19 protein-coding genes and 1 pseudogene are annotated in these 21,110 nt (G+C 64.4%); 13 read left to right on the top strand and 7 right to left on the bottom strand.

What is annotated here, in order from left to right; translation table 11 throughout:
* The 3 genes and pseudogenes from DT057_RS26930 to DT057_RS26920 form a co-directional block, all read right to left on the bottom strand.
* Positions 1-228, bottom strand: a pseudogene (locus tag DT057_RS26930) (Crp/Fnr family transcriptional regulator); the annotation flags it as partial.
* A gap of 347 nt (positions 229-575) precedes the next feature.
* Positions 576-767: a hypothetical protein gene (locus DT057_RS26925; protein WP_128565167.1), complete on the bottom strand. Its 192-nt coding sequence runs from the start codon at positions 765-767 to the stop codon at positions 576-578.
* 70 nt (positions 768-837) lie between these two features.
* Positions 838-1,107: a hypothetical protein gene (locus DT057_RS26920; protein ID WP_244937399.1), complete on the bottom strand. Its 270-nt coding sequence runs from the start codon at positions 1,105-1,107 to the stop codon at positions 838-840.
* A gap of 655 nt (positions 1,108-1,762) precedes the next feature.
* Here DT057_RS26920 and DT057_RS26915 point away from each other — a divergent pair.
* The 4 genes from DT057_RS26915 (at position 1,763) to DT057_RS26900 (ending at position 8,160) form a co-directional block, all read left to right on the top strand.
* A complete protein-coding gene (locus DT057_RS26915; RefSeq protein ID WP_128565166.1) occupies positions 1,763-4,237 on the top strand; it encodes a PAS domain-containing hybrid sensor histidine kinase/response regulator in 2,475 nt (824 codons plus the stop codon).
* A 1,408-nt stretch (positions 4,238-5,645) separates the two neighbouring features.
* The gene (locus DT057_RS26910; RefSeq protein WP_162501516.1) at positions 5,646-6,683 is read left to right on the top strand and encodes a patatin-like phospholipase family protein; all 1,038 of its coding nucleotides are present in this window, start codon (positions 5,646-5,648) and stop codon (positions 6,681-6,683) included.
* A 29-nt stretch (positions 6,684-6,712) separates the two neighbouring features.
* Positions 6,713-7,927: a transaldolase gene (gene tal / locus DT057_RS26905; RefSeq protein WP_128565164.1), complete on the top strand. Its 1,215-nt coding sequence runs from the start codon at positions 6,713-6,715 to the stop codon at positions 7,925-7,927.
* Positions 7,924-8,160, top strand: coding sequence for a hypothetical protein (locus DT057_RS26900; protein ID WP_128565163.1), 237 nt, complete (start codon positions 7,924-7,926; stop codon positions 8,158-8,160). The genes tal and DT057_RS26900 overlap by 4 nt, the downstream gene beginning before the upstream one ends.
* Before the next feature lie 50 nt (positions 8,161-8,210).
* On the opposite strand, the gene DT057_RS26895 is transcribed toward DT057_RS26900, so the two are convergent.
* Both DT057_RS26895 and DT057_RS26890 read right to left on the bottom strand, forming a co-directional pair.
* The gene (locus tag DT057_RS26895; protein WP_128565162.1) at positions 8,211-8,435 is read right to left on the bottom strand and encodes a hypothetical protein; all 225 of its coding nucleotides are present in this window, start codon (positions 8,433-8,435) and stop codon (positions 8,211-8,213) included.
* 157 nt (positions 8,436-8,592) lie between these two features.
* Positions 8,593-9,195 carry a phasin family protein gene (locus DT057_RS26890; RefSeq protein ID WP_244937398.1) on the bottom strand — a complete coding sequence of 201 codons (603 nt, stop codon included), beginning with the start codon at positions 9,193-9,195 and terminating at the stop codon, positions 8,593-8,595.
* 1,473 nt (positions 9,196-10,668) lie between these two features.
* On the opposite strand from DT057_RS26890, the gene DT057_RS26885 reads away from it, so the two are divergent.
* From DT057_RS26885 to DT057_RS26875, 3 genes are all read left to right on the top strand, one after another.
* Positions 10,669-10,914 (top strand): hypothetical protein, encoded by a 246-nt coding sequence (locus tag DT057_RS26885; RefSeq protein ID WP_128565161.1) that lies wholly within the window; start codon positions 10,669-10,671, stop codon positions 10,912-10,914.
* Between the two features lie 239 nt (positions 10,915-11,153).
* Positions 11,154-12,599, top strand: coding sequence for an MmgE/PrpD family protein (locus DT057_RS26880; RefSeq protein WP_128565160.1), 1,446 nt, complete (start codon positions 11,154-11,156; stop codon positions 12,597-12,599).
* A gap of 194 nt (positions 12,600-12,793) precedes the next feature.
* Positions 12,794-14,248, top strand: a complete 1,455-nt coding sequence (locus tag DT057_RS26875; protein WP_128565159.1) for an MmgE/PrpD family protein — start codon at positions 12,794-12,796, stop codon at positions 14,246-14,248.
* Between the two features lie 509 nt (positions 14,249-14,757).
* Here DT057_RS26875 and DT057_RS26870 read toward each other — a convergent pair.
* Positions 14,758-15,483, bottom strand: coding sequence for a hypothetical protein (locus tag DT057_RS26870; RefSeq protein ID WP_244937397.1), 726 nt, complete (start codon positions 15,481-15,483; stop codon positions 14,758-14,760).
* A gap of 463 nt (positions 15,484-15,946) precedes the next feature.
* Between DT057_RS26870 and DT057_RS26865 the strand changes: the two genes are divergently transcribed.
* The 3 genes from DT057_RS26865 to DT057_RS37300 all read left to right on the top strand — a co-directional run bounded on the left by DT057_RS26865 (position 15,947) and on the right by DT057_RS37300 (position 17,441).
* Positions 15,947-16,645: an AAA family ATPase gene (locus DT057_RS26865; RefSeq protein ID WP_128565158.1), complete on the top strand. Its 699-nt coding sequence runs from the start codon at positions 15,947-15,949 to the stop codon at positions 16,643-16,645.
* Positions 16,642-16,980 carry a ribbon-helix-helix domain-containing protein gene (locus tag DT057_RS26860; RefSeq protein ID WP_128565157.1) on the top strand — a complete coding sequence of 113 codons (339 nt, stop codon included), beginning with the start codon at positions 16,642-16,644 and terminating at the stop codon, positions 16,978-16,980. Before DT057_RS26865 ends, DT057_RS26860 begins: the two co-directional genes overlap by 4 nt.
* A gap of 326 nt (positions 16,981-17,306) precedes the next feature.
* Complete coding sequence (locus DT057_RS37300) at positions 17,307-17,441, top strand: hypothetical protein (RefSeq protein ID WP_276469429.1); 135 nt, start codon at positions 17,307-17,309, stop codon at positions 17,439-17,441.
* 410 nt (positions 17,442-17,851) lie between these two features.
* Here DT057_RS37300 and DT057_RS26855 read toward each other — a convergent pair whose 3' ends face one another.
* Positions 17,852-18,073, bottom strand: coding sequence for a hypothetical protein (locus tag DT057_RS26855; RefSeq protein ID WP_128565156.1), 222 nt, complete (start codon positions 18,071-18,073; stop codon positions 17,852-17,854).
* Between the two features lie 527 nt (positions 18,074-18,600).
* Here DT057_RS26855 and DT057_RS26850 point away from each other — a divergent pair.
* The 3 genes from DT057_RS26850 to DT057_RS26840 all read left to right on the top strand — a co-directional run bounded on the left by DT057_RS26850 (position 18,601) and on the right by DT057_RS26840 (position 19,886).
* Entirely contained in the window at positions 18,601-19,107 is a 507-nt protein-coding gene (locus tag DT057_RS26850) for a Ros/MucR family transcriptional regulator (RefSeq protein ID WP_128565169.1), read from the top strand.
* An 88-nt stretch (positions 19,108-19,195) separates the two neighbouring features.
* Positions 19,196-19,498 carry a BRO-N domain-containing protein gene (locus DT057_RS35650; RefSeq protein ID WP_162501514.1) on the top strand — a complete coding sequence of 101 codons (303 nt, stop codon included), beginning with the start codon at positions 19,196-19,198 and terminating at the stop codon, positions 19,496-19,498.
* Between the two features lie 157 nt (positions 19,499-19,655).
* The gene (locus tag DT057_RS26840; RefSeq protein ID WP_128565154.1) at positions 19,656-19,886 is read left to right on the top strand and encodes a DUF6894 family protein; all 231 of its coding nucleotides are present in this window, start codon (positions 19,656-19,658) and stop codon (positions 19,884-19,886) included.
* Positions 19,887-21,110 lie beyond the last annotated feature (1,224 nt).

The following is a 21,110-nucleotide window of genomic DNA, read 5'->3' as shown; positions in this document are numbered from 1 at the left end:
CGGCACTAGGTAGGCCATGATCTGGCGCTGGCCATTGGGCAGGACCTTGTAGCGGCAGGCGTAGCCGTCGAGGACGAGGTGGACGTTGTCGGGCACGTCGCCTTCCCGTTTCAGGTCGACCCGTGCGCCCACCTTCCTGACCCGGGGCACCAGGGCGGCGAGGGCCGCACGGTCGTTGTCGGCTAGTGTCTCGAAGCTCTCGAGCTTGCGGATCAGCGCGTCCTGCATCGGCCCACATCACGTGATGAAGACCATCACGCTAGGTCAGAAAAGCGACACACACGACAGCTTATGATGGGAATTTGCGCGCGCAGACAATAAACGTCGTAGAGAAGGCCGTCGCCTGCAGACCTACGACCCAATGAGGACGGATCGGTCCGAGTCTACCTGGTCACCAACTCGCGGTATCGAGAAGGGATCGAACGCCTTGGTAATAACGTCGGGGGGCGTGCCCGTGCCAGTGTCGGTGACGCACAGCGACAGGTACGACAATGCGGCTTGAGATCGCTCGTATGAGTGTCAAACCGCCCCGCCCCACTCAGAACAAGATCAAGCAATGGAAACAAGCAAAGCCATCAATACGGCCTCCTCCCCCATCTTTGGATCACCACAACCAGCCCCAGAATGACTGTCAGGGTGCACAGCACGGCGAGCAGCGCCTGGTTGATTGGCAGCAGGTCCTCGAGGGGTGCGAACGCGTAGATCACGAACCCGACCAGGCCGGCGAAGCCTCCGATCCAGGCCAGGAGCCAGTCGCGCTGATCCACCGTCGATCCTTTCAGTATCTGCGGCTCCTGTATGGGGCGCTGCATACCGGCGTCTCGGGCGCGTTGAGCCTCAGGGGCCGACACGGCCAACTTGGCGGGCGAGTGCCTCGCGCCAGCCGAACGGCGCTGTCGTGCCCCGCATCCCCATACGAGCCTCGACGTTGGTCAGCACGCGCAGCCAGTGCTCGGCCGAGAGTTTCGTCAAATCGCGTCCGAGCCCGAGATTGACGGCGGCGGCCACGGTCGCGTCGCACCACGCGAACGGGAGATGGGATAGATCGGCGGCGTCCGGCATAGGCGTTCCAAACTTTCGAGAATGACCGAAACGGTGGAGGATCACTCAACGCTCTTGACGGTTCGTACCATCGTTGAACCTGCTGCCCTGGCACGCCGTGTACGACCGGGCTCAACGCTTTTTGGAAAAGTGGAAAAGCGGGCGTTAGAAAAAAACGGCGTTAGGCATCCTTGCGCCATCACCATGGACGGCAGGAAGGACATGCGGGGGCGATGGCCGAGGCGCCGGCGGACGCTGGAAAGCGGGACCCGACGCCAGGAAGGCCGCCAAGGCGCTCGCCGTGATCAAGGATCTCGCGGGATGCGCGCTGGTGGGAGCGTGGTCGCGAGCAGCATCGTCGCCGTGGTCGCAGCCCATTCATCCTGACGGCGACAGGAAGCTCATCGCCGGCCTCTTCGCTGGCGCGCTGATGCTGCTACCAGGCCCTGCATCCCCCATGAGTGCCGATCTTACGCGTCAACGGTGAAGCAGGCCCCGGGTGGGCGACCGTCACGGGGTACATCTTCGTTGGTCGCGAACGAGGCAGGCCGAGACTTGTTGAGGATGCCATGCCAGAGGATCGCCCGCGACAAGGCGCCCCTGGGACCCCGTGACCTTGGCCTGAGAGTTGAAACGCACGTCGGTCCGCACTCTTTGAGACCAGGATGACGATGGCCTAACTTCTTGGGGCGATGCCCACGCCAAGTCGTTACATGGGCAGATGGCGCGTATTGCCACCGCCCCGGCCGGAGTCGACACGTTGAAGCCACCTGATTTCCAGGCGCTGTTCGAGGCGACACCCACACCTCTCCTGGTCGTATCGCCCCCCGATTGGACTATCGTCGCAGCGAACGACGCCAGGCTCCACGTGACCGGCACCACGCGGGAGGGCCAAGTCGGCCGCCGGCTGTTCGACCTGTTTCCCGACGACCCGTCCGACCCGAAAGCCGACGGCGTGCGGAACCTAGGCGCCTCGTTCGAGCGCGTCCTCGCCACCAAGGCGCCCCATACCATGGCGGTGCAGCGCTACGCGGTGCGCGACGCGGCCGGCCGCTTCGAGGAACGTTGGTGGAGCCCCGTCAACATGCCGGTGCTCGGCGCGGACGGCGAGGTCGCCCTGATCATCCACAAGGTGGAGGAGGTGACAGAGATCGTCCGCCTGCGGGGCGAGGCCGATGCGAGCGACCGATTAGCGCGCGGTCAGCGAGAGGTCATCACGCGCCTGCTCGCGGCCGAGGCGGAGCTTCGCGAGAGCGAGGCACGCTTCCGGCTCATGGCGGACGCCGTTCCGCAGATCATCTGGATGACCGACGCCGAGGGCCGCGTCGAGTTCTTCAACAGGCAGTGGTCGGACTACACCGGCGTGCCCTACGAACCGACGACGGCGGCTCAAGTGGCCGCCACCCACGTGCATTCAGATGACGCGGGCGCCACGATGGCAGCCTTCGACGCGGCGCGACGCTCGGGCAGCACCTTCTTGATCGAGCACCGCATCCGCTCGGCATCGGGTGACTACCGCTGGTTCCTGGTCCGTGCCGAGCCATACCGGGACCCAGCCTCCGACGAGGTGGTGCGCTGGTTCGGGGCTTCGGTGGACATCCACGACCGCAAGCTGGCGGAGGAGGCGCTGCTGGCGCTCAACGCCAACCTGGAACGCGAGGTGGTGGAGCGCACCCGCGAGCGGGGCCTGATCTGGCAGCACAGCCTCGATCCGCTGTCCGTCATCGACATGAACACGGCCATCTTCGACGCGGTCAACCCGGCCTGGACCACGTCGCTGGGCTGGGCGGCAGGGGAGATCGAGGGCCAGCCCTACCTAAAATTCGTGCATCCGGAGGATCTCGAAGGGAGCACCGCAGCCTTCGCGCAGGTTCAACAGGGCAGCCTCGTGCTGCACTTCGACAACCGCTACCGCACGAAGGATGGCGGCTGGCGCTGGCTGTCCTGGGCTGCCGTGCCCGAGGGCGGTAAGCTCTACTCGATCACCCGCGACGTCACCGACGAGAAGGGCCGCCAAGCTGAGCTCGAAGCCGCGCAGGAGGCGCTGCGCCAGTCGCAGAAGATGGAAGCGATGGGCCAGCTCACCGGCGGCGTCGCGCATGACTTCAACAACCTGCTCACACCCATCGTCGGCTCGCTCGACATGCTCCAGCGCAGGGGCGTGGGCGGCGAGCGCGAGCAGCGCCTGATCGCTGGCGCCATGCAGTCGGCCGAGCGTGCCAAGACGCTGGTGCAGCGGCTCCTCGCCTTCGCGCGGCGCCAGCCGCTTCAATCGGTCCCCGTCAACGTCGCCAAGCTGGTGCAGGGAATGGGCGACCTCGTGTCGAGCACCACGGGCCCGCAGATCAAGGTCGTCGTCGACACCTCGGAGGAGCTGCCGCCGGCGATGGCCGACCCGAACCAGTTGGAGATGGCACTCCTGAACCTCAGCGTGAACGCGCGCGACGCCATGCCGGAGGGCGGCACGCTGCGCATCACGGCCCAGGCGGAGACGGTCGGGCCAGGGCACCATTCCGGGCTCCGGCCGGGCACCTACATCCGCCTCTCGGTCGCGGACACGGGGACCGGCATGGACGAGGCGACGCGCGCGCGCGCGGTCGAACCCTTCTTCTCGACAAAAGGTATCGGCAAGGGCACGGGGCTCGGCCTCTCGATGGTGCACGGCCTCGCCTCCCAGCTCAGCGGCGCGCTCACCATCCAGAGCCGGCAGGGACTCGGCACGAACGTCGAGCTTTGGCTGCCCCGAAGCAACGCGAACCAGGACGCGACGGAGGCCGCAGCGGAGCCCGCGCGGCCGCCGCTGCCGCGCGGGACAGCGCTGCTAGTCGACGACGAGGAGCTGGTGCGCATGAGTACGGCAGACATGCTGACCGATCTCGGCTACGCAGTGGTCGAGGCTGTCTCGGGCGAAGAGGCGCTGCGCCTGGTCCATGCGGGCGAGCGCTTCGAGTTGCTGGTGACCGACCACCTCATGCCGGGCATCACCGGGACCGACCTCGCCCGTGCCGTTCGGAGCCTGAGGCCTGAGGCGCAGGTGTTGCTGGTCTCCGGCTATGCGGAGAGCGACGGGGTCGCGGCTGACCTGCCGCGGCTCACCAAGCCATTCCGTAAGGACGAGCTCGCTTCGATCCTCGCTCAATTGACAAATGACCGACCGTCAGTCCGGGGTGGAGGATTGCCGCTATGCGCATGTTGAGGGCGAGGATAGGGCCTTCCCGTGTCGGGTGGCTCCTGCACTCAGCCCTACGATAGCCTAACGATACCTCACCCTTGGAGCGTCAACCCGCGGGATAAAGGGCTGCGTCAGCGGGAGCCGCAGGCACCTGCCACAGCGGGCCTCGCGTGCTTACGGCCACCGGACCTTCAATGGGGCCGGGCATGCTGATGTTAAAGCCACCCGAAAGGCTTTTACTTCACGCTGCTGAGCATGCTCTCGAAGTGGTGATGCGCTACGTTTGGAGCGAGCCATTCCCCTGCAGCTGATTGGAGCCAGGACCTATGACGGCTCTCGGGCAGCGCTGGCACCAACCTGTACGACCACGTTGGGTCGCAAGCAGCCCCTCGTGGCATGTCTGTCGTGCCTGGTTCCATACGCCGGGCTTATGCGAAGGGGGGAGATCGCTTCGAACTACTCGATCGGCTGGCAATCAATTGCCAACCGGCTGATGGCGCCTACCGTTCGCATAATGAGATCTGTGCGAGGCTCGGCGGAGCTACCAACCCTAGTATCTCTTGGCACACGGCAGGCCCAAGATGCTGTGTTTCAGGCGCTTCACGCACAGGTCTCATTATGTGTATTTTATGAAGTGCTTCTACTCGTGAAGTTAATATTAGAAATATAAAACATAAATCAATAGTAGGTAGCTTAAGATTTTTCAGGATGCAAATTTCCCTGATAGTTTGTCATACTGTCTTCCATGATACGTCTAGCCGATAAGATTTTTTGGAGCGATTGCGGGCACCGCGCCGAGTTTCTTGCGTTCAACTCCATTGATTTCAACGTGAGTATCATTTCAGCTTTCTTAGAAAGTCCATCACGACTCGTGTCTCGTGACAATCTCATAATCACATCTGCGCTGCTGTCATCAATATCTACTTGGTCAATCAACAAATGTAGCATAACCGAATTCTCGCTCATGGAGTGCACAATAGAATCGAACGTGCTCTGGTTGGGGGCGATTATAGATGTTTAGAAATAATGAAAAACAACATACAGCAGCATTTACATGTTTTCCGTTCTCAAAAAGTTGAAGTATGCTCATTGTATGCTGGATGTAGAAATAATGATTCATTCTCGGAATCACTTACAGGCCGGAACGATGGTACTTCGAAGTCGTTAATAATGTTGTTGCGCTGCAATAAAAAGCATCATTTGATTGGTTTGTTCGGAAATGATCAGAACGAAGCGAGTTCATAAACCTGTTTGGTCCGCCGCGCCGTTCTTGACGGCGTGCGTGGCGTTCGTTCTTCTGCGATGGTACCTCGCGAAATCGTCCAGCGCTCAGTCACCGAAATCGGACACTGCAACCTGCCTTCCTCCCGGCACGCCCTGCCACGGGAACGATGGGAAGGCTTCGGTCGATGATCTGAGGTTGCAGCCGGCCATGCACGGCCACGCCAGTCCCCGGGGACGGCGCCTGGCCAAGGTTTCCCGCACGCCCGTCGCCGACAATCAGAAGGGACGTCGGATCTGCCTCGCCCTTCAGGGAGGCGGCTCGTTCGGTGCCTTCACCTGGGGCGTGCTTGACCGCCTGCTGGAGGAGGACGACCTCGCCATCGACACGGTCAGCGGGGCCGGCGCCGGCTCTGTCAACGCCGTCGTCATGGCGGCCGGGTTGATCGCCGGCGGCAAGCCTGAGGCTCGTCGATGCCTCGACCGGTTCTGGAAGCGATCCAGCGAGACAGCTCCGCCGGATTTCGGGCCGGCAGCCACCGTCTTCACCGATATGACTTCACGCTGGATGTCGCCCTACCAGTCCAACCCGTTCAACCACGACGTCCTGAGCAAGCTCCTGGCCAAGGCCGTCGACTTCGAGGCCCTGCGTTCGCGGCCGCCGTTCAAGCTCCTCGTCGCTGCCACGTCGGTCACCAACGGAACGACCCGCATCTTCCGAGAGACGGAACTGGCCCGCGAGATGGTGCTGGCATCGACTTGCCTGCCGATGAAAGCCCACGCCATCGAGATCGCCGGCACCCGGTACTGGGACGGCGGCTACTCGGCGAACCCGCCCTTGATCCCGCTGGTCGAGGCATCCGAGGCATCCGAACTCCTCGTCGTGCAGATCATGCCGACGCGGGGTCACGAACAGCCCCGGACTGCGCCCGATATCGTCCGACGTCTCGAACAAGTCACCTTCAACGGCGTGCTTCAGCGCGAGATGGCCACTCTCGGCACGATGATGGAGCTGTCGGCGAAGGCAGCCGATGAACCGGGGCTCGGCGGAAGGCTCCATCGCCTTCGCTTGCACCACCTGTCCGCCGAGGATCATTACCCTTCCCTGAACGACGAGAGCACCACCGACCTCGACTGGCGCTTTCTGCTGCGCTTGCGCTCCGCCGGGCGCGCAGCGGCCGAGACCTGGCTCGTCGGCAAGCCACGCGACTGCGTCCGACACGATGCCTCTCTCCGGTCGGTCGGCTGACCACCACACCACCTACTTCGAAAGTCCCAATGCCCAATCCTCTGCACGATCTCGCTGCTGCCGGCGTTGCTGTCTGGCTCGATGACCTCAGCCGGCCCCTGATCGACTCCGGCGCCCTCGTCGCGGCGGTCGAGCGGGACGGGGTCATCGGCATCACCACCAACCCGACCATCTTCGCCAAGGCCATCGGCGCCGGAACTGGCTATGACGAGCACCTGCGCGACCTTGCTCTGCGCGGGACAGCCATCGGCGAGACGGTGCGGCTGCTCACGGCCTGGGACGTCCGTGCAGCCTGCGACATCCTTCGCCCGGTGTTCGAGCGCACCGGCGGCCGAGATGGCTGTGTCTCCATCGAGGTCGATCCGCGCATTTCCGGCGACACCGATCGTACCGTGGCCGAGGCACGCGGACTGTGGTGGCTGGTCGACAGACCGAACCTCTACATCAAGATCCCGGCCACCGATGCCGGGCTGCCGGCGATCTCGACCTGTCTGGCGGAGGGCATGTCGGTCAACGTGACGCTGGTCTTCTCGGTGGCGCGCTACGAGGCGGTCCTGGACGCCTTCCTCACGGGTCTCGAACGCCAGGTCGCCGCGGGTGAAACGCTTGCGGGCGTCGAGAGCGTGGCCTCGTTCTTCTTGAGCCGGGTCGACACTGAGGTCGACCGCAGGCTTGCGGAATGTGACGAACCTGCCGAGGATGTGGACCACCTGCGCGGACAGGCGGCTATCGCGAATGCCCGCGTCGCCTACGGGGTTTGGGAGGACAGCCTCGCCTCCCCACGCTGGCAAGCCCTGAAGGGCGCCCGGCCGCAGCGCCTTCTGTGGGCGTCGACGGGGGTTAAGGATAAGGCCCTCGACGACACCCGCTACGTGGTCGAGCTCGTCGGCCCCGAGACGGTTAACACCATGGCCGAAGCCACGCTCCGTGCGGTGGCAGACCACGGAAGGATCCGACCCGGCACGGTCCGTAGCGCCATTGGGGCGCCGCAGGCCATCCTCGACGAGCTGGAACGGCTCGGCGTCGACATGACCGACGTTGCCAACACTCTCGAAGCCAAGGGCGTAGCGTCATTCGAGGCGAGTTGGAACGAACTTATCGCCTCGGTTACCGAGCAGCTCAAACGGGCCGGTGCCAAGGTCATGCCGGCTGGGGCCGTGAGCCCAGCCGCCGGCCAGGATACGCCCGGCGATGCACCGGCGGCCGCGGCACCGGAGCAGTCCCGGAACGGAGTGAGAGCATGAGCATGCCCACGCAGGCTGTTCAGGCCAAAGCCATCGCCCTCGGCAAGCTCGCGGTCCATGCAACGACCTCGGCCGGCAGCGGCCACCCGACAACGAGCCTGTCGCTCGCCCACCTCGTCACCGTGCTGATGTACCGAGTGATGCGGTGGGATCCGAGAACGCCCGGCGCTGCCGGCTACGGCCGCCCCGTGCTCTCCGAATGCTCATCCTATAGGAGCAGGCTGCTCGATTGAAAGGATCGGTCCGAAGCGTCGCTTGTTTCATGGACGAAGCGTTGTGCGAACTACGCGGCCGTCAGGCGCTTCGTGTTCGCGGCCATGTGCTCCCGGTAGCGGGAAACGATAGTCTCGGCCGACCCGCCGCTCATCAGCGCTCCGGCGGCTTCGATGGCAGCACCGATCTTCTCGGTCACCATCGAGCTCGCCTCGTCGCGGCCATCCCGGCCACCCCAGGCCAGCCTGACGAGCCGAAGCTCAATCACCTTCTGGGCCTCAAGGGCCAGCATCATGGAGCTGAAGAGCGGAAAGAAGGGGGTGGTACATCGCGGACTTTGCGCCGCGCGGCGCAGGAGCCTGTGCGACTGAGGCAGAAGAAAGGGCGGCCGACAGGGCCGCCCCTCGAAGGTAGGGCTGCGCTCAAGGTGATTGGCTCGAGCGCTCTGCGCCTCAGCGGGTAAGCGTGGCGCTCTGCTGGGCGACGCTGGAGAAGGCCTTGCCGGCCTCCTCGACCGCGCGGACCGAGCCCTCGGCGATGGCCTTGCTGTCCTGCACCATGTGCTGCAGGCCCTCGCGGACGAGCTCGCTCTGGATCGCAGCGAACTCCTGCACCGAGGTCACCCGTGTCAGCTTGTTCAGGCCGTCGAGATTGCGCTTCCACTGCTTCTGGCTCAGCTCGAACCAGTTGCGGGAGGCCTCCTGGATGGCCTGGGTCAGGACCGTGCCGCAGCGCGTGACCGCCTCCAGGTTCTGCTTAGACTGGTGGGCCAAACGCTCGCTGTCCTGCCCGGTGAAGCCGAGGGTGCGGGTAAGACGATCTGCGGCTTCGCGGGCCTGCTGAGCGGCCGTCTCGACGTTCTTCTGCACGATCTGCTTGGCGTTCTCCGAAGCTTTCTGGCTGAGATCGGCCATCTGGTTCATGCCGTCACGCGCTGCATCGGCGAACTGGGTGCTCTGCTCGCTGGTCTTGTTGATGTTGTCCTTGACGGCCTGGGTGATCTTCTCGGCCTGCTCGGCCTGCTTGTTCAGTGCGGTGGTCGGATTGAAGGTCATGGGGGATACCTATCGTATTACGAGTATAAACTTGGAGAACTTATTGAATATAATAAGCACACCTAGGCCAGCAAACGATCTGAGTTAGCTATTTTGCTGCACTGCACCAATGTCGTGTCAATTCGCATGCTTTCAAGACTCAAAAAACTATTTCATGTTAAAAAATTATGTCAGATTTCATCAATCGTCACACCTAGGGCTCAACCACTTGATTGCTCTACACAATCGGTCTCACGCTTTTTCGATTGTGGGGGATGATATCATCCGGATCGACACCCCGGTTCCTTACGCGGCTCTTATGCGAAGAGAGCGGTTCGAGGAGAGCGCGGGAGATCCCGTGCGCCTCATGAGTTGGAACGTGGGTAGGCGATCCGAGCCCGAAACTGTGTCTAGCGATCTCAGGGGCTTGGCGGGGGATGATGGCAGATGGGGTATCCGCCTTGCTCCCAGAGCGGCCTCGAAGGGCGCGAGCGGTTCAAAGCGGTGCGGCGGCGCGCCTGAGGCGCCCGGAACCGGGCCAGCGGCCGCCGGTTTCTACTATCTCCAATGGACCCTACCTCTTGCCCGCCCGGCCCCCCGCCGCGGCGGGCTTCTTCGTGGTCAGTCTGGGTCCACCGAGGTCACGACCGCGACTGCGAACGCAACCGCGACGACCAGGGCAATCAGCACCGCGAAGGCGAGGAGGGTGCTGGCGAGCAGGATGAGCATGGGGCCATGGACGCGACGCGGCTGGTCCCGACCTACCCTTGGCCGCTACCTGGGTTCCCGCCTTCGCGCCGGCCACGGCACGTCTCGCCCGACCACCCGGCAGTGACCCTCTCACGCCTGGTACTCGGGCCGCGTACCCCTCCAATCTGGCCAAGTCTCCACGTTGCAGCTCCCGCAGTCCGTGCACCGCACATGCTCTGCTATCTCGGACACTTGTATAGTCTCTGGCCAGCGGTCGAGTGTTGTAGAGGTGCTGCGCCCGCAACTCAAACAATCAATCCAGATCCCGCTGGCGCCACAGCGACGAGCATCCCAGACGTCCATTTTGGGTAACTCAGATGCTCTCCAACGCCATCGTAGCCAATGGGATCTTATACCCATATTTACTGGTCCAAACATTGCTAAACTGCACACATTCTGTGGCTCCTATAGTAGGAACTAGGGAAAAGATACCCCTACATTGGTGGCTCCCGCCACTGTCTCACCGTGCCAAGCTCGACCCACGAGCCGCCCTGGCGGCCTCCAGGCTCATCCGCGCCGACAAGATCAGAGCAGATCAAGCAGCAGCCCGCGAGGCCCCGCTGGAAGCGGTTAGACTGGCCCTTGACTGAGAGCGCCATCGTGGCGCGCATGAGACCTTCCGAGGACTTGCGGGAGGCCCCTTCGGATTTCGCGGAACGGGAATTATGGAACCTGAGCCCTCGCGCGCGCGATGCCCATCCCCAGGATGCGGAAGAAGCCCGGCCGCAGTTCTAGGAGCTGAACATGCGCGCGAAGATGCTGGACCTCATGCGGACGATGGCCAACGGCATCGTGGCCGACGAGGCGATGGCCGCAGAACTCGCGGCTGCCGCGACCCGGATGGAAGCGGCAGGCTGCGCGACAGAGACCGCCACGCTGCACTTCCTGGCCCGCCGGCACCGGATCAAGGCGCTGAAGCTGCAAGGTAGCCTTGCCGCTCTGAGAGAGGAGTACGTCAGCCGGTTCCACGACGCGGGCGAGGGGCCATAAACGCACTTATACGAGCGACCACAGCGTGAAAGGCAGCGCTCGCACGACAACCCAGCTCACTCCAGTCCGAAACACCGAAGGTTCACTCCCCTTGCGGAGACGCCTCATACGAGTCGAGCTAAAGGGGAGCTCCGCCAACGCAGCGGCGTCCGCGCTTGAAGGCATTCCGTCGTCCGGTAGGTGTGACGCATGCCACGGCCTCGAAAGGCCGGGCCGCGCCACGAACCGGGAGGCACGCCATGACCAGCATCGACCGCCGCACGCTCCTTGGCGCCGCGGGACTCGCGCTCGCCGGCAACGCTGTGCAGGCCGCTTCCGAGCCCGCCGCGCCGCCGGCCGCGCCGCCGCGCGACGTCACCCGGACCCTCGCCCGCTACGTCACGACGGCGCGCTTCAATGACCTGCCGGACGCGGTGCGGCGGGAGGGCACCCGCACCTTCCTCAACTGGGTTGGGGTCGCGATCGGGGGCTCGCACCACGAGACGCTCGACGTCGCCGTCTCGGCGCTCGCGCCCTTCTCCGGGCCGCCCCAGGCCGGGCTGTTCGGGCGGCCCGAGCGCTTCGACATCATGAACGCCGCCTCCCTCAACGGCGTCTCCAGCCACATCTTCGACTACGACGACACCCACCTGAAGACGGTGATCCACCCGGCCGGCCCGGTCGCCTCGGCGATCCTCGCCTACGCGGAGATGCGCCCGGTCTCCGGGGCCGACTTCCTCAACGCCCTCGTGCTCGGCGTCGAGACCGAGTGCCGGATCGGCAACGCCGTCTACCCGAACCACTACGACGTCGGTTGGCACATCACCGGCACGGCCGGCGTGTTCGGGGCGGCGGCGGCGGCCGGCAAGCTCATGGGCCTCACCGAGGAGCAGATGGTGTGGGCCCTCGGCCTCGCGGCCTCCCAGCCGGTGGGGCTGCGCGAGTCGTTCGGCTCGATGAACAAGAGCTTCAATCCGGGCCGGGCTGCTGCCAATGGCCTGTTCGCGGCGATCCTGGCCTCCAAGAACTACACCAGCTCGGACGGGATGATCGAAGCCAAGCGCGGCTGGGCTAACACCATCTCGACGAAGCAGGATTACCGCGAGATCACCGAGGGGCTCGGCACCCGCTACGAAGCGGCGCTCAACACCTACAAGCCCTTCGCCTGCGGGATCGTGATGCACCCGGCGATCGACGCCGCGGTGCAGCTGCGCGACGAGAACCGCCTTACGCCTGAGCAGATCCAGCGCGTCGACCTGAAGGTGCATCCCCTGGTCCTCGAACTCACTGGCAAGACGGCGCCGCGCTCCGGGCTCGAGGGCAAGTTCAGCATCTACCACGCCGTCGCGGTGGCGCTCGTCGAGGGCGCGGGCGGCGAGAAGCAGTTCAGCGACCGGGCGGTGCGCGACCCCGTCATCACGGCCCTGCGCACTAAGGTCGTGCCGGCCATCACCCCTGGCGTGAAGCCCGAGCAGGTCGACATGACGATCACGCTCGCGGACGGACGCACGCTGAGCCGCCACATCAAGCACGCGATCGGCAGCGTCGAGAAGCCGATGAGCGACGCGGATCTGGAGCGCAAGTTCGCGGACCTCGCTGAGGGAATCTTGCCTGAGGCGCAGATCCGGCGCGTGATGAGCCTGTGTTGGGAGGTGGCCAAGCTGAAGGACGCAGGCGAGGTGGCGCGGGCAGGCGTGCAGGCCTGACCCGCGCCGCTCCCATCCTGACCCTCATCTGAGGTAGCCTTGGGCGACCCTCGGCTTCCATTCACCGCGAGTCAGCCTGGCACTCACGGGCGGACCTACAGGCGAGGCGGTGTCGCCCCATCTCCTGCGCACCGACGCGGGGTCCCGGCAGCGCGCCGGCACAGTGCCGCGCAGGGCCACGGAAGGACGATAGGATGGATAGGAACGCTTCGCGATGCGGACCGGATCGCCGCCGGTTCCTCCAGGGGGCAGGCACACTCCTGTCTGCCGCGGCTCTGCCCGCGCGTGCCGCCTCGGGCGGCGAGGTCACCCGGCGGCTCGCCCGCTACATGGTCGAGGCGCAGGATAGGCCGCTGCCGCCTGAGGTCATGCTAGCCTGCAAGCACCGAATTCTCGACACCTTTGGCGCAATGATCTCGGGCGCCCACATGCGGCCCGGCGAGATGGCTGCGGCCTACGTCCGCGGCCTCGGCGGCGCGGATCAGGTCTCGGTCGTCGCCTCGGATCTGCGCACCAGCGCGGTCAACGCGACGCTCGCCAATGCGATGTGCGCCCACGCGGACGAAACCGACGACTTCGAACCTGTTACCAAGGCGCATCCAGGCTCCGCGACCGTGCCCGCAGCTCTCGCCATGGCCGAGAAGGAGGGCCGCTCAGGCCTGGAGATGATTCGCGCCGTGGCGCTCGGCTACGACCTCTGCTGCCGGTTGCTGATGGCGCTCGGGCCCGATCTCGTGCGCGGCTCGCACCGGAGCGCGGAGTGCACGAGCTCGACCTTCGGGGCGCTCGGGGCCGCCGCCGCGCTGGCACGGCTCGACGAGCGAGCCACGCGCTTCGCGTTGTCCTACGCGGCGCAGCAGGTCTCAGGCCTGTGGAGCTGGGTGAAGGACGAGGACCACATCGAGAAGGCTTTCGACTTCGCCGGCATGGGCGCTCGCAACGGTGTCACCGCGGTCGGCATGGTTCAGGCTGGCCTGACCGGCGTCTCCGACGTCCTCGACGGCACGCACAACCTATTCATCGCGCTCTCGACCGATCCGAAGCCCGAGGCGAGGCTGGAAGGGCTCGGCAGTCGCTTTTACGTCACCGAGACCGCGATTAAGATCTTCTCGGTCGGTTATCCGATCCATTCGCCGCTCGATGCCGTCCTGACGCTGCGCGAGCGCCACGACCTGCGGGCCCAGGACGTGCGGCAGGTGGTGGTGCGCCTGCCGACCGACGCGGTGGGCATCGTGGGGCACAGCGCCATGCCGGACGTGAACTGCCAGCATCTCGTTGCCCTGGCCCTCGTGAAGGGTGCCGTCTCCTTCGCCGACAGCCATGATCCGGCGCTGATGGAAGAGCCCTCGATCCGAGCTCTGCGAGAGAAGGTCGATGTCGTAGGTGACCCTGCCCTGATGACGCGCGAGGCTCCCCGCAGCGCGCGTGTCGAGGTGACGCTCGCGGACGGGCGCAGACTCGACCACTTCACCAAATTCTCACCCGGGACCAAGGAGAACCCTCTGAGCACGGAGCGGGTCAACGCCAAAGTGCGTGACCTCATCGTACCGGTTCTCGGGGCTCCCCGGGCGGATGCCCTGATTGCGCGTCTCAACGCCCTCGAAGACCTTGAGGACGTGCGAGTGTTGCGGCCGCTGATTGCAGATTGAGCTTGCGCGCCCCGGTTATCTTCTGCGGCAGCGCATGCCCCACTTATCGAAGCGCTGTTGCATTGGCGCTTAGCTGCTACCGCAGATCCTCTTGAGTGTGGCTGGTTCCATACGCCAGGCTTATGCGAATCCACGCTTCTAGGAGCTGAGGCTGGGGAGGCCGCGAGGGCAACTAGGAAGGCGTGAGGAGACGCTGCGCTTCGAGGGCAGCCTTCACCTTGGCCAAGCCTTCGGCAGCGACATCAGGGTAGGGGCAGTTGCGCGCCACCTCGCCGGCCCGGCGACGGACCGTGTGCGGTTTCGATAGCAGCGGTCCGGAGGCGAGAGCATCGAAGTAGGCTGTCCAGTACCGCCGACCTAGCGGCCGGGCTCTGGCCATAGGCTCATTTGTAGACCGCATGGGCGAATCCGATCAGCGACGCCTTGCGACTAGGAAGCATTCCGTCGAGCCGGTGAACAGAGCCTCAACCTGCTTCCGCGAGTATGCCCCGCTGTGTGTGTCGCTAGCATCACGGCACGGCCTTCCAGGAACGCGTGCCTTCGGGGTGAGGTGATCCGCTTCCGTGGAAGCCGCCCTGCCCCCTCGGCAGCTCTTGAAGCGGTTCTGCTAGCCTCTGTTCTACCTTCAGGAACCCCTTCGTATCCGTGGCCCGCAACCTTCTGCACCCTGTCGGTCGTGCCCGCCGGAGCCATGCCGTCCACTCCCGCGAGAGCACGCGCAGCACGTTGGGGAGGTTGACCTGCCCCTTGCGTCGCCGTTCGACCACCAGGAGCAACCCGTCAGTCTCGGCCAGCCGGATTGCGGTCTGGGCTAGCCGAGGGCTGACACCAGCCTTGGCGCTGATCTCCGCGATGGTCATCTTGCACTCGCCCCGAGATGCCACCTCGTCGGCGACGATGCCGAGCACCGCACGCTGGCCTTCCGTGAACCTCGAGGCCAGGGCAGGCGGCAACGGCCCGGATGCGGCAATGGTCCGGCGCCTCGCGATTGAAGCGGCGCGATCTGGTGGCCGCTGGCGGCGTTTTGCGGGGAAGATGGAAGTGAGGCGCCCAAGCGGCGTGGCGCCCGATGCATGGCCGCTGGTGGCTCTCTGCGCGGCCTTCCTGGCGTGGATGATCTCGGCAAGGTGCTGCGCCTCGCCGTCGTCGAGCAACCCGGCCCCGTGTGCCTTCCACACGTCCAAGGCCAACCCGTCGAGTTGCGACAGCAAGGCTGCGGCAACCAGCTCCTTCATGGCGTGCAACATCGTCTCGGCCCTCGTCGGGCCGCGGCAGATCGTTCGGACGCACCGCAGGGGTGGTCCGTTCCACAGGCAAGCCTCCACCGTTGCCGGAAACGACGTTCCGGCTTGACTCCCGAGGGAGCGTCTGGCGATATCGGGGGGCAAAGTCTTCCCGACACCGCTTCGGCGGTTCCACGGCCCCCTCCCGGCAAGGAGTGGGGCCGTTGGCTTTTCAGGGTCTCACTGCGGCGGCGGTGGTCTCCTTGGCGACTCGACTGGATGCCGAGCGCCTAAACGGGCATCTGAGCCGGAGCGGAGCGGTTCGTCAAACTGGCACACCCTGTCAGCCGTGGATCGGCGGATTGGAGTCAAATGCCGGCGGCCGCGGTGATCAAGCCGTTGCCCGTCAGGAACGCGTAGCGGCGGTGCAGCCAGGCAGGCGTTCACCATTTCTTAAGCGCCCGCTGATGGGGTGATGTCACGATGCCTCGGTGTCGAGGCATCCCGTCAGGTGGATGTCGAGATGCGAACCCTTTCCGTTGTGAGTCAGAAGGGTGGTTCAGGACGAACCACTCTGAGCGTGAACCTCGCGGTCGCCGCTGAGCGCGCCGGGTTGTCTTGCGCCATCGTCGATCTGGATCCGCAAGCGTCGGGCTGGAAATGGTCGCAGCGGCGCAAGTCCGAGGCGCCTGAGGTGATCACTGCCGTCGCCGAGCAGCTTGAGTCGATCCAGACCAAGGCCGCCGAAGGTGGGCTGGACCTGCTGATCATCGACTCGGCGCCGCATGCCGACCGCGCCGCGCTCCTGGCGTGCAAGGTCGCCGACCTAATTCTGATCCCGACCCGGGCCTCGATCCTAGACTTGGACGCTCTCAAGCCCGTCTTGGAACTCGTCGAGATGGCCCGCCGTCCCGCCCTCGGCGTACTGAACGGGGTCAGCACCCAAACCAGCCTCGACGTTGAAGAAGCTCGGGACGCGATCAAGGCCCGGGGCGTCGAGCTTCATGCCGCCTACATCCACGAGCGCGTCATCTACAAGCGCAGCCTGATCGATGGGCGCACGGTGATCGAGGCGGGCTCGGACGCCAAGGCGATCCGCGAAATCGGCGGGCTCTTCGCGGCCGTCGTCGAGCGCATGGGCTTGGAAATTCCGGCGGGTGAGGTGGCGGCATGAAGCCTCGCCCGCGCCTCGGTCTCGGCCTCGCGGAGAGCGCCACCGACCCCGTAGCCCTCGGCGTCCCGGTGCTCCAAGTGGTCCCTGCCCCCGAAGATGCGCCTGCCCCCTCTCCTACTCAGGAGGCGTCGGCGCCATCGAAGAAAGCCAAGAAGTACGATCGCGCCTCGACTCGCGTCGGCACCCGGGGCGTCACCGTGTGGCTGGAGCCTGACGGCTTCCGAACCCTCAAGATGCTCTCGGCCGAACGGGACAAGACCGTCCAAGACCTGATGACCGAGGCCGTCAACCTCCTGTTCCGCAAGTACGATAAAGCGCGTGTTCTGAAATCATGATGGCGGCGCAGCACCCTGACACGATGGTTCAACAAGTTGTTGACGACGCATCGCGACAGGGATGCAGCACGGCATCCCGACATCCTGCTGGTCCGACATCGGAGCAGCGTGACATCACGACAGGTTGGCAGCAGGGTGACACCGCAGCACGTTGTCCGGACAGCTAGGTGACGCGTCAGCAAGGTGATCCGTCATCACGTTGTCCAGATTGCGCGTTGGCACGTCATCAAACAATCACTCCACCACGGCATCGCGTCACCTTGATGTCAAGATGTCGGGTTGGTTGGTAACGTCATGCCAAAGCAGAAACCTACCCGAACATCATCATGATGGTCATCACCTTTCCGGACACCGCCGTCGAACTCCGGCTGCTCGTGAAGCACAATCTGACCGGCGTAGTGGTCGAGGCTGATAGTGACGGGGAGGGCGAGCAGCCCGTGATGCCACTCTCAACGTCATGACCGAGATCTATGAGGGGCTCGGGGAGCCGATAGGCGCGCTTGCAGGGGAGGGCGTTTCACACTGGCCTATAAGTCACAAATGAGCGCTGGCGATCTTATCTCAGGGTTGCGTTGCGCCCGTCCGCTCGTCCTGAATGCCACTGAAAGCTGTGAACATTTCGACGCCCAGGCACGTGGCGGGCCGTCGAACAAAGTTGGCAGGCTGATCCCAGCCGCCGCCCTGCTCGCCCTCGCGGCCGCGCCAGCCGCGAGTCTCGCGCCGGCCCCGGGGGAGTAGTGCGCAAGCTGCACACTAAGCCGCCGCTTCCGGGTTTCGCATAAGCCCCTGTCTGGAATGTGAGAAGCTGCTCTCGGGAGTACGGCCGCCCTGCCTGGGAGTTACACAGAGCGGCCGCCCCTTCGCCGGTCGCTCAGCGGTAGTAGCAGAAGCGCCGGGAACCCCAGCCGAAGCCGCACCCGTCGTAGAACCCACCGAAGTGGTGGAAGCGATGGAAGCCACCGCCATGGAAGCCGTGGTGGAAGCCTCCGCCGTGGAACCCCCGCCCGCCAAAGCCGCGTGCCTCGGCGGAGCCTGTGAGCGAGACGCTGGCCACAGCGGCCAGGAGGGCCGCGCCCAGAACCGTCTTGATCATGTCCTGCTCCTCTGTGTGTCAGGTTGAGAGCAGGGTGCCTCCTGTGCGTGGCTTCCTCTGTGAGGCAAGTCACACAAATGGGATGGGAGACTGCGCTGGGCTCAGGCGCTCGCGGCTGGCCTCAAGGAGGTCCTCGTCCTCAGGAAGCGCTGGGGTGGCTATCTCCGTCTCTCCTTCCCGATCAGCGTCAGGCCGACTCGCGAGCCCCCTCCCATCCACCATCACGAACCCGCGTGGCAGAGGCAGCTCAACACAGGGAGTATGAGTCTTGCTGGATGCCCACAAGTTCTCAAGTGCGCCTGAGAGAGTCCCAGCACGGTAGCAGGGAGTGAATTGTCCAAGCGCACTCCTCAGCCGGCGCGAGTTCGCCTTGGTCGGCGCTGTAGAGCTTTCGCAGCTGTGCCTACCGAAGACGCCGTGAATGAGCTGGTGGTGTGAGGGTTTTTTAGAGAGATATGACCCTATCCAGATTGACGGCCATAGGGTTCCTGTCTCACATCTGGCGTTTCCCTCAAGGAGGAAGTCAGATGGACAGCACCGAGAACTCCTCTGCCGGCCACATCGAGCTCACAAGCGGCATCATCTCAGCCTACGTCTCGAAAAACATGATCCAGCCTAGCGCACTGCCTGAGCTGATCGCGTCCATACACGCTGCCCTAGAGAGCCTCGGCAAACCACCCCCTCCGGAGCCTGAGAAGCTCACGCCGCCAGTTCCGATCCGGAAGACGGTCACCCCGGACCACATCATCAGCCTGGAGGACGGGAAGCCCTACAAGACGCTCAAGAGGCACCTGAGTGGTCGCGGGATGACACCCGAGCAGTACCGCCAGAAGTGGGGCCTGCCGCACGACTACCCGATGGTGGCGGCGAACTACGCCGCTGCGCGTTCCGAACTCGCCAAGACAAGTGGGCTTGGGCAGAGCCGGGCTGCGCGTTCTGCTGCGTCCAAAGCCAGCCAGTCAGGGGGACAGAAGCCGTCTGGTCGTGGTCCTGGGCGGCCGCGCAAGGCTGAGGCGGCTGACAACGACGCATGAGGTGCAGGATGGGTGCCTCTGGAAGAGGGGCTCCCGCCTCACGAGCCTCTCACGGCATCGTAAGTTCGCTGGCCTCGACCTCCGGTGCGTGACCCTCGACGGCAAGCCGTGGTTCGTGGCGAGCGACGTGTGCGCCTTCATCGAGTTGGATCACGTCCCGAACGCCTGCCGGGCTTTGGAGGAGAGCGAGCGGCGGACCGCTAAGCGTAGTGACCCGATCACCCGCACATTTTTTACATGTGGTCGCGGGACGTTGATGCTGACCCTCATCACTGAGAGCGGCCTCTACAAGCTCGTGATGCGGGCCCAGAGGGCTAACCCCAAGGCCCGCGAGTTTCAGGACTGGGTGGCCAAGGTGGTGCTCCCCACGATCCGCGAGCACGGCAGCTAGGTGGAGGACGAGGAGAAGCTCGCCTGACCAACCCGCTGCACCAGGACAAGATGCGCGTGACGCTCCTCCAGGGCGCTCCAGACGCGCATCGCAGCGGGGACAGAACAGGCATCATCTGCGATGATCAGGAGGAGCAGCGGCTATCGAGAGGGTACCCTTGCCACGTTTCTTCTTCAGTCTCGTGAGCGGGTCTGGTGAGCCTCAGGACCTCGATGGACAGGAGTTTGCCAGCACGAGCGAAGCCTGCGCCGAGGCCCACCGCATCGCCGCTGACGCCATGGACACATCCGAGATCGTGAGCCCCGACTGGGTAGGCTGGGCCGTGGAGGTGCAGGACGCAGCGGGTGGATCGGCCATGTGGGTGCCGTTCGTCCAGAGAAAACAATAGCTCGATTAACAATGATCAATGCCTTACGCTGCGAGCGCGTCACCTTCCCATGCGCTGCAGACGAGGGTACCCAACGTATGCCCCAACTAACGATTAGCTCGCCCCAACAAGTACGGCACGCTGTATCTAGCACGCTGCGCACAGCATCCTTCGAGAACGCTCCCACACTGGCGGCCCTCTTGAGCTTCCTCGTTGAAGAGGAGATTGCCGGCCGGGGCACAGCTCTGAACGCTCACGCTATTGCTACTGCCGCACTCGGCCTACCAGAGACGTTCGATCCGGCTATTGACCCCACCGTGAGAGTGCAGGTGGGACGGCTTCGTCGGGTTCTCGACAGAGCGTGGGTCAAAGGATGTGAGACCACGATCCGTATCACTGTGCCGAGCGGCAGCTACCGTCCCGTATTCCTCACGACGAGCAGCCCCTCCCTGAGCGACGACTGAGAGCAACTCGGAGCGAGGAGACCAGCCTGCGCGTTGATGATGTGCCGCCAAGCTGGGATCCTGCCGTACCCTGCCGCCTTCAGTCCACCCTCCCGACCCATGAGGAAATCGGGGCGATCCCCTCGCGGTCCCGGAAGTGGCATCGTTGGCCTAGCGAGCTGCCCCGCCCGGCGAACGACAATCACCGTCTGGCAAGGGTAGCCACCAAGGCCGGCTGGTTGGCCGTGCACGCCCTTCTGGCTGTGACCTTGATAGCTTCCGGTCTAAGGAACTGACGATTAGCCTGACGAGGCTGGCACGGCGTCAGCCATCGAGGGCACGTAGGCACACCAGTGGCAATGGCTCAGCTCAACAGGCTTCCGGGCATTCTGTTGTGAGCAAATCGGACAGACCTTCAGCGAAAGCCGGCGGTCTCTCATGGTAGCAAGGCCACGTCCACGGAACGTAATTACACGCTCGGTTGCCCTCTCGGGCGTCATGCTGGTCAATATGATGTCTCCTGTGATGCTCTTTTATCCTAGGCGAGCACCTCAGTACATTGACCATTTCGCGCATCAGGTCCGCTTCCACGATAGGGAGAGCCTGACTTCTCGGACCCCGATAACGCTGCCCATAACTGGGCTTATGAGTGGTGGACGCCGCAAAGGCATCCACCATCGATGGTGAAGATCAGCAGTAGCCGCCACGTCCTCCAGCCTTACTGTCAAACGGCATCGGAACGGGACCCTTGATCGGCGTCCAATCGGGACTCCTTGTTGCGCGTAGCGCGACGCCCCTGATC

The organism is Methylobacterium crusticola (genome assembly GCF_003574465.1).
Taxonomy (GTDB): domain Bacteria; phylum Pseudomonadota; class Alphaproteobacteria; order Rhizobiales; family Beijerinckiaceae; genus Methylobacterium; species Methylobacterium crusticola.
Note: the sequence above shows the minus strand (reverse complement) of the source record. Positions and strands in the feature narration are given on the sequence as shown.